Annotated in this window: 5 protein-coding genes; all 5 read right to left on the minus strand. The window is 57.5% G+C overall.

The features are described from left to right. Positions 1 to 48: 48 nt before the first annotated feature. Positions 49 to 1,233, minus strand: coding sequence for an LCP family protein (locus tag U9R25_19445; GenBank protein MEA3338070.1), 1,185 nt, complete (start codon positions 1,231 to 1,233; stop codon positions 49 to 51). A gap of 14 nt (positions 1,234 to 1,247) precedes the next feature. Then, positions 1,248 to 1,766: an inosine/xanthosine triphosphatase gene (gene yjjX / locus U9R25_19450; protein ID MEA3338071.1), complete on the minus strand. Its 519-nt coding sequence runs from the start codon at positions 1,764 to 1,766 to the stop codon at positions 1,248 to 1,250. Positions 1,767 to 1,788: 22 nt separating this feature from the next. Then, the gene (locus tag U9R25_19455) at positions 1,789 to 2,388 is read right to left on the minus strand and encodes an HD domain-containing protein (protein ID MEA3338072.1); all 600 of its coding nucleotides are present in this window, start codon (positions 2,386 to 2,388) and stop codon (positions 1,789 to 1,791) included. Beyond that, positions 2,385 to 3,635 (minus strand): CinA family nicotinamide mononucleotide deamidase-related protein, encoded by a 1,251-nt coding sequence (locus U9R25_19460; GenBank protein ID MEA3338073.1) that lies wholly within the window; start codon positions 3,633 to 3,635, stop codon positions 2,385 to 2,387. The genes U9R25_19455 and U9R25_19460 overlap by 4 nt, the downstream gene beginning before the upstream one ends. Before the next feature lie 27 nt (positions 3,636 to 3,662). Then, the coding region (locus U9R25_19465; protein MEA3338074.1) for a CpXC domain-containing protein at positions 3,663 to 5,104 on the minus strand (1,442 nt) is incomplete at its 5' end.

Raw genomic sequence — 5,104 nt, forward strand, 5'->3', positions numbered from 1 at the left:
GAAAAATAAGATCGGAGAAGAGAAGTACCTGGTTCTGGTTTGTCCAGGCTAAGGGCAAAGTCGATCCTCGGAGTTGGTGTCAAAAAGAGACCCGCGAGCCCAAATATTGTCCAGGGCCTCTTGGATCGCAGGAAGGTCTGGAAGCTGAACTTGTCCCCCTTGGGGTGTAATCCACTCATTTACCAGCGGCGCCTTGATCACCATTCCCTTGAGATCCCTGATCCTGACCGTTGCCCCGAACTTTGCCAATTTCACCAGATCAGTAACAGCCAGATCGGTATCCACAGTGTCACGTAACGCTGCCCAAAGAGCCGGGATTCGTGAAATCAGATCCCCTTCAAGAACTCGCTTTCTTATTGCAAGCAGAACTCGCTGTTGGCGCCTCGCCCTGTCGAAATCGCTGGTGGTCTTGCGGGCTCGGGCATAATGCAGGGCCTGGGGTCCATCCATGTGATACTCACCCGGTTCAAGTTGGTAAACCCCAAAATACTTGAAGGTCTTTTCATCATAAAGAAGGCAATCCACCGTTACATCGACGCCGCCAAGCGCATCGACGATGTCCTCGAATCCGCTGAGGTCGATCCTCACATAGTTGTGGATCGGCACACCGAAATTCTTTTCCAGGGTGCTGATCAGCAGCGGAATGCCCCCACCTTCTTTTCGTGTCTCGCCATAGGTATACGCCGTGTTGATTCGGCTATAGCCTACGCCAGGAATCGGCAAATAGGTGTCCCGGGGAAAACTGACGACGGCGGCTCGGTCCCCTGCCTGATCCACAGCGAGTAACATGATCGTATCTGTCCGACCTACGTAGTCGAGATCCCATTGGTCCATACCCAGGAGCAGAACATTGTGGGTCTCCTGGAGTGGATGTAAGCTGGACGCAAGGGCACTCAGCAGCTGATCGGTAGACGAATTCCCCTCGACCGCGTCACGGTCTCCGCTCCGATTATCCAGCGGTGCGAGAACGTTGCCACCTCTGTCAATCGGGTCCAGATCAGGAAAATCTGGTGCAGTGCCGGCCACGGGATATCCCAGGGAGGCGCTGTCAGCTGCGGCGGCTTCTGCCACATTCGACGAGCCACCGACAGAACTGCCAGCTTCGTTCAAGCCAAGCGGCACTCGTGTTACGGCAACATCGGGGACCAACGCAGGTGCGGCACATGCTGCGGTTCCTAACATCAACAAGCCGAGGATCAAGATGGCAAACAACAGTGAACGGCTTTCATGCATAGTTTTCTCGGAAATCATTCGGTGTACCATTCAGGCCGCAGGAAAGGGGCCATCGCATTGGCCGTCGCCGTGCGAAATGCATCGCGGCGCGAGACCAGACCTCTCGTAAGTATGCCAACTGAGCCAGGCCCTTTACGCGTATCGTGAAGTCCAACGAGGCGGTCCATGGCAGGACCTAACTCCTCGCCTGCTTCGAGAGCTTCCGTCAGTATCGGGGGCAACAGGATTCGCCCACTGGAGCCGATTCCTTCGCGGCCAGCCCGGTCGATCACAGCAACCCATCCGGTCAGAAAATAGCCCCAGGCCGATACTTGAATGCCTCCTTCGAGACCGATTCCCAGATCTCCGTCCAGCGCAGCGCGTGCCGCGCCGGCCCGTATCAGCGCGCCGGCGATCATCTCGTGATCGGAGATTGGTTGCGGACGCACTCCTGAAACCACGGCGACCGCAGCGACCTCGGCCGCTGTCCAGAGTTCGCCAATCACGGCGGAAACAGCTGACACTTTTACCGGGTTGAGTGAACCAACGGCCACCAAAGTCAAGAATCCGCTCCCTTTACCGTTGTTCCACAAGGAGGCGGACCAGCGCAGCAGACTCATCGAAGCACCATCCCTCATTGCAACCTTGCCAGAACTCTCCCAGATTGGCACTACCGGCTCTCTCATAGGCCGCGGCCTGGAAAAGCATATCAAGCCGGTCCGCGTCGCGGGCAATGCGCCCTTCTAGCGAATCCGCCTGCATAAACTCTTCCCATCGGTCCAACCAATCGACCCCTTGTGGCAGATCACCGACCAGGTCTTCGAAGACGCCGCGCTCAGCATCATGTTTAGCATTGGCGGGAAAATAGCGGGCCGCTGGGCTGGGGATATCGCCCAGAATACTTTCTGCCAAATCGTGGAGCAGACAGATCGATAGAAGCCGTCCCAGATCGACTTGATTTGGCAGCAAACTGGCCAACAGCAGTGCTATCGTGCTCATCCCCCAGGAGTGGGCCGCGACACTCTCGGCCAAACCTGGGCCGATGCCACGCAAAAGCCAACCGGTGCGGGGTACCTGCTTCAGGGCTTGAAGGCTGTTGCCAAATCGCAGGATCTCATGGAGAACTTCGGACTGTCTGGCCCTTTCCACGGCTTGAGCCTGAGCGGAATCACTCATAGATCAGATTGCTGCGCCAGCCACATCCGCAACCAGTTCAAGGCGCCGTTGCCGATCCAGCGGCGGGCTATCTCGCCAGTGCCGCCGACGTCCAAGCGTTTCAGATCGACGCTCTCTCCGTTGGCGAGAGCCAAAAAGGTTTGGCCCCGATATGCACCATAAGGTCCGGCGGCCGGGTCCATATCACCACTAACGACCATGACCAGGGACGCTCCTTGCCGCAGTGCTGGATCGGCCATAACAAGCTGCGCCAATCGCTCTGCCGCCTCCTGACTCGCAAAGGTCTCAAGCCCTGGAAGGATTTCCTCAGGCGCCGAAAACTGATGGCTACCCCGCAGGCAGGTAGTGTCAGGGAGCGCTTCAGCAATACGCCGGGCGATCTCGTCCCCCGTATTGGTCTCTACGATTGTCAGCGAATGTCCCGCGGCATCGATGCCCCGGATGACAACCTGCTCCAGCGTGACGTCTCCCTCACCAAAAATAAACCGCCCCAGCCGCGCCTGAATAGCGTTGACGACCTCTTCAATCAACGCCTCGGCTTCTTCCTCGCTAGCGGCGCGTGCTACGATGCGTATATCGGCCTGCCCCAGATGAGCTGCCAGCCCCACCGTGGGATTGCTGCGATGCATCAGATCGCCGATGCGCTCGTCGATGGTGCTTTCACCTATTCCCACCGTCCGCAGAATGCGCGCCTTGATGACCAAACGATCTGGGCCGAGAAGTTGGGCAATGAAGGGTTCAACCGACTCCCGCATGAGATGCTTCATTTCTCTCGGCACCCCGGGCAGGCAGATCAGGTAGGCTGGATTGCATTCGTCGCGCGGCACCTCGAGGATGAATCCCGGTGCCGTGCCCACAGGATTATGAATGGGAGTCGCACCCTCAGGCATGAATGCCTGCCTGCGATTGTTATTCTCGACCGTCCTTCCCCAGCGCCCAAAGATGGTTTCGATCCATTTCAGGCTATCCCGATTCAGGACAAGAGCACGACCTGCTGCGCTGGCGGCCGCCTCCCGGGTCACATCGTCGACGGTGGGCCCCAGTCCCCCGGTCACGATGAGCAGATCGGATCGATCGAGGGACTGACGCATGGCGCCAGCGATTCGATCCTGGTTATCGCCAACCGTGGTTTTGAAGTACAGGTTTAGGCCCAGGTCCCGCAGCCGGCGTGCGATCCAGGTGGCATTGGTATCCACAATCTCGCCCAACAGGATTTCCGTGCCTGTGGTTATTATTTCAGCATCCATTTAAAGAAATAACCCATTTCTATCAGGTCAGCTCATCAATGCGGCCTGAGAACGAATCTGGCGCAGCCTGGCAACAACTTCCTCGTTGCCATTGACAGATGCCTGCTCGATGAGACCATCCAGGGTCTCCATGAACCCGGGCGTGATCGCGTCACGGTTTGCCGCCAGGATGGCACGCGTTTCCTGAGAACTATCGGCGGCCATCAACTCATTGACCAGTTGGAGTTCGGGTGGAGCTGCCTCCTGAACAAGAGCCATCGTCGCGTCCCACACCTCCTGCAGACGGCTTACAGCGGCGGTGGCACCCGAGTTTTCCGCCTCCTCCAGGTTCGTTGCCAATACGGACAGGAAGTTCTGATCGATAAGTGCAGCATGTTCGGCAACGGCCGCCGGAATATCATCCGAGGCCAGAATTTCCGCCAGGACCTGGCGGTATTGCCCCAGGAGGGCCTGCTGTAACTCATCGAGCTGCTGCACGAAATCCAGAATATGCTCCCGCAAGTTCTCCAACCGGGTAACCTCTTCAGGATCCGATGCGCTGCCGATGCGAGAGGTCAACATCTCAAAGAAGCTGTAATCGACCAGGGGACGCCCCGCCGTAACGAGAGCATCGACCACCCTGTCACCATCAGCATCGGCGGCCACAATCATATCGAGCAATTCAGCCACCGTTGTATCGGGTTTCAGCTGAGCAACGGCCGCCCGTTGTTCCTGCACGCCCTTTCCCCAGGTGCTCAACTCAATCAGGCGCTCGCGCAGCTCTGTCAACTCGGCAATCGACTCCTGGTCGCCTGACGAGGCACTCGATTCGATCAAGGTGTGGAGAAGGCCAAAGAATTGATCGTCCATCTCCTCATCCCGTTCGTTTACCAGAAGTCGCAACCCCTCCGGATCACTTGACGCGACGATCACTTCCTCCAATAGCCTGATCTGGCGGCGCTGTCGATCCATCATTTCCCTGGTAACACCCTCGTTCTCGAGAACCGCTTCGATCAACGCCTGGTAGCTCAGGAACTGCATGGGCGTCAGCATATAACCGCGTACATCCTCCTGAGGGAGGCTGTCCATGAGCCCACGGCTCAAATCACCGATCACCTTTTGCTGCTCGTTAACCGGAATCTGTTCCGGCACATGAACACCGAGGAATTCCTTTTCAGGATCGTGGTAAAGCAAGGGCGCTGCGACTGCGCCCGATGCGCCACAGTTAGGGCAAGTTGCTACGTTCAGCTGTCCGGAAAGAAGAACGGATTTCAAAATCGGGTCCTGCTTGACGTCGACAATACTGAAAACCTGAACCGGATAGGGTGTACCACAGCTCGGGCAGTTGACGCCAATAATCTGTGGCGGAAATGCCAATTCGATCTGCGGCGCACCAGGATCCTGTGCCGGTTGTTCAACGACCTCACCCGGTTCCGGCTGGATCACTTGCTCGTCCGGCTTTTCACTGCTCGGCTTTTCACTGCTCGGCT

The organism is Chloroflexota bacterium (assembly GCA_034717495.1).
Taxonomy (GTDB): domain Bacteria; phylum Chloroflexota; class Anaerolineae; order JAAEKA01; family JAAEKA01; genus JAYELL01.